Raw genomic sequence first — 3,762 nt, 5'->3', positions numbered from 1 at the left:
CCGTCAGATCCGACGGATACCCGCCCCCGGAACCACTCACGCACGGCTCAACGACCCCGCCAGCCACGGGACACGGCAGATCTCAAACACGGTCTCAGGCACCTGTTTGCATCCGAGGCGCTGAACGAGGGAGTCGACCTACACGCTCGCCGATCTCCGCGGCCGCGAAGACCCCGCCTTCACCCTCTGCAAGTACGTCCACCGCGTGGCCCAGTCGTTCAAGAAGGCCCGTAAGGCACTCGGCCGGCGCTACCGCCTGGCCGCCTAGCCTCCGACCAGGGAGCCCGGCGCTGTCCATCGCGCCGTCCGGTAGGTGGCGCTGTGTAGCAACCGACCTGGCCGGCGTAGGCGGCCTACGCAGCACCGTTCAGCGCATCTCACTGCGTCTCATCGTCAAGGGCGCCGCGTGTGCACTGGTTGTGAAATGATCTTCTGCAAGACCCATGTTTCCGCAGGTCGGTAAATCGCCGACCTGCGGAAACGCGGCGCGGCAGACGGCGCTGAGCTCGTGCTGTGACATGCGTGTGCGCAGGGCTCCGAACACGGCCGACCCTCGGCCGCCATCCCGCCGCGCACAGTGTGTGTACACCGCTCCGGCAGGCCGCCCCCATGACTTCCTGGGCGCTGGCGGTCTGACCGGTGAGCCGGATCCGCTACCACGGCCCGCTCTCGTCGGCCCGCACGAGCCACCCGAGCAGCACGAGGATGCCGAGCGCCAGCCCGCGCCGGCGGGCCGATACAGCCGGCCGGCCGTCGTGTTCGCGTCGGCCTGGAATGCGACGTCCTGGTCGCGGGGAGTCCGTCAGTTCGGGCCGCAGCGGGGTTGCCGATGTGATGGGCGAAACTTTCGAAGACTTGCCACTGTAAGTTGCGGCCTTCTCAGGGGCGATCGTGAGGAAAGTGGCAAGGTACCGGTCAGTTCCTGCGCCTGCATCCAACGATCAAGCCCCTGGCCACTCCTTTTGCCGATAGGGGTGGATCTGAGGGAGGGCGAATCTATCGCCGTTTCGGTCGAAAGCGTTGACAGCATGTCGAGCCCAGGCCAACACTGTCGCCGTCGACAAGTCCGAACGGCCCTGGATCCGGGCCGTATTCGCCAACCGGCTTCGGGCGCAGCGATGTTGATGGCACGTCGGTTCCGTGTACCGCCAATGCGACGCCGTCCCGCCGACCAATCCCTTCGCGGTCATCGGTGGCGCAAAGCTGCACGTACCCCTCCCCCACCCCACCCATCGGCAGGACGGATCACCCCCGTGAACTCCCCCCACCCCAAGAGCCGCAGGACCAACCGCATCTGGCGGATCGTCAGCAAGGCGCGCGTCGTCGCGCTGGCCCTCGCGGCCGTCCTGATCTTGCCTGGCACCGCCGAGGCCGCGACCGTCACCACGAACCAGACCGGCACCGACGGCGGATACTTCTACTCGTTCTGGACCGAGGGCACCGGCGCGTCCTCGATGTCGCTGAACGGCGGCGGTAACTACAGCACCTCCTGGACCAACGCCGGCAACTTCGTCGCCGGCAAGGGCTGGAGCAAAGGGTCACGCAACCCGGTGACCTACTCGGGCAGTTGGAGCACCAACGGCAACGCCTATCTGGCGCTCTACGGCTGGAGCACCAACCCGCTCGTCGAGTACTACATCGTCGAGAACTACGGCTCCTACCGGCCCACCGGTACGTACAAGGGCACCGTCACCAGTGACGGCGGCACCTACGACATCTACCAGACGACGCGCTACAACGCCCCCTCCATCGAGGGCATCAAGACCTTCAACCAGTACTGGAGCGTCCGACAGGCCAGGCGGACCGGCGGCACCATCACGGTCGCGAACCACTTCGACGCGTGGGCCAGGGCCGGCATGAACCTGGGCACCATGAACTACGAGATCATGGCCACCGAGGGCTACCGGAGCAGCGGCAGCTCCAACATCACGCTGGGCTCGACCGGCGGCGGCACCGGCGGCGGCTGCGCCGCCACGCTCTCCGCCGGCGACTCGTGGAGCGACCGCTACAACCTGAACGTCTCGGTGACCGGATCGAACACCTGGAAGGTGACCGTGAAGGTCCCCTCCCCGGAGAAGATCAGCTCGACCTGGAACATCAACGGGTCCTACCCCGACGCCCAGACCCTCGTCGCCACCCCCAACGGCGCGGGCAACAACTGGGGCATGACCATCCTGAAGAACGGCAGCACCACCTGGCCGACGGTCTCCTGCAGCACGAGCTGACGGTCCGTCACTGCGCAAAGTATTGACAACTCTCATGGCCTGCTGGAGATTTCACCTGCACTTGTCAGACAAGGCGTGTGTTCGCGCTGAATTGTTAGCGCTAACGGACAGCATCGCACCCCTGGCACACACCACCCGCCCTGCCCGGAAGCTGTGACTCGGCCGGGTACGGGACTTCAGGTGAGCTGAGCCGCGGAAGGCGTATCGCCTCCGCGGCCTGGCAGGCGGTCAGGTCAGCCCATGGGCGGGGCCGCGGAGCCGTACAGGCGCCGGCGAGGATTCCCGCGCCGGCCGACTGACGACCCCTGATGCGCGCAGCAACGGCGACCCGCGCATGTTAGCGATTACAAAGCCGGTGACAGCTCCATCCGTTCACAAAGGAGGTTCCCATGCGCACACGAAGTTCCAGCCGCAGGCAACTGTCTGTGGTGCTCACCGCCATGGTTGCGGCCGTGGTGGCGTTGGCGGCGATGCTCGTCGCCAACCCGGCTCAGGCTGCCACCAGCAGCGCCTTGCGCGGTGTGGCTTCCGGTCGGTGTCTCGATGTACAGGGCGCCAGCCAGACCGACGGCGCTTCCCTGCAGATCTACGACTGCTCGGGCGGGGCCAACCAGCTGTGGACGTCGACGTCCGGCAACCAGCTGACCGTCTACGGCAACAAGTGCCTGGACGTTCCGAACCACGCCACCACGGCCGGTACCCGGGTACAGATCTGGGCCTGTAGCGACGGTGCGAACCAGCAGTGGCGGGTCAACTCCGACGGCACGATCGTCGGAGTGGAGTCCGGACTGTGCCTGGACGTTGCAGCCAAGGGCACGGCCAACGGCACTGCGGTGCAGATCTGGACGTGCAACGGCGGCAGCAACCAGAAGTGGACCGGCCTGTCCGGGACGCCGTCCCCGACGCCGACCCCGACGGGTGGCACGTGTGCTCTTCCGTCCACCTACCGCTGGTCGTCGACCGGCGTGTTGGCGCAGCCGGCGAACGGCTGGGCGGCGCTGAAGGACTTCACCAACGTGGTGTACAACGGCAAGCACCTGGTCTACGCGTCGGACGTGTCGGGTTCGTCGTACGGCTCGATGGCGTTCAGCCCGTTCACCAACTGGTCGGACATGGCGTCGGCCGGGCAGATCGGGATGAGCCAGTCCACCGTGGCGCCCACACTGTTCTACTTCGCGCCCAAGAACATCTGGGTGCTGGCCTACCAGTGGGGTGCGTGGCCGTTCATCTACCGCACCTCCAGCGACCCGACCAACCCCAACGGCTGGTCCGCGCCGCAGCCGCTGTTCACCGGCAGCCTCCCGGGCGGCGCCGCCCCGATCGACCAGACCCTGATTGCCGACGGCCAGAACATGTACCTGTTCTTCGCCGGTGACAACGGCAGCATCTACAGGGCGAGCATGCCGATCGGGAACTTCCCCGGCAACTTCGGCTCCTCCTACACCACCGTCATGAGCGACACGGTGAAGAACCTGTTCGAGGCACCGCAGGTCTACAAGGTCAAGGACCAGAACCAGTACCTCATGATCGTCGAGGC

The 3,762-nt window shown here is 66.4% G+C and carries 2 protein-coding genes; both read left to right on the top strand.

Annotated features, from left to right (window positions below; translation table 11 throughout):
* The first annotated feature begins 1,292 nt into the window (after positions 1–1,292).
* The gene (locus ASC99_RS31190) at positions 1,293–2,225 is read left to right on the top strand and encodes a glycoside hydrolase family 11 protein (protein WP_057238393.1); all 933 of its coding nucleotides are present in this window, start codon (positions 1,293–1,295) and stop codon (positions 2,223–2,225) included.
* 389 nt (positions 2,226–2,614) lie between these two features.
* Positions 2,615–3,762: non-reducing end alpha-L-arabinofuranosidase family hydrolase (locus tag ASC99_RS31185; RefSeq protein ID WP_082598792.1), on the top strand; the 1,148-nt coding region annotated here is incomplete at its 3' end.

This window comes from Kitasatospora sp. Root107 (assembly GCF_001424875.1).
Classification (GTDB): domain Bacteria; phylum Actinomycetota; class Actinomycetes; order Streptomycetales; family Streptomycetaceae; genus Kitasatospora.
Note: the sequence above shows the minus strand (reverse complement) of the source record. Positions and strands in the feature narration are given on the sequence as shown.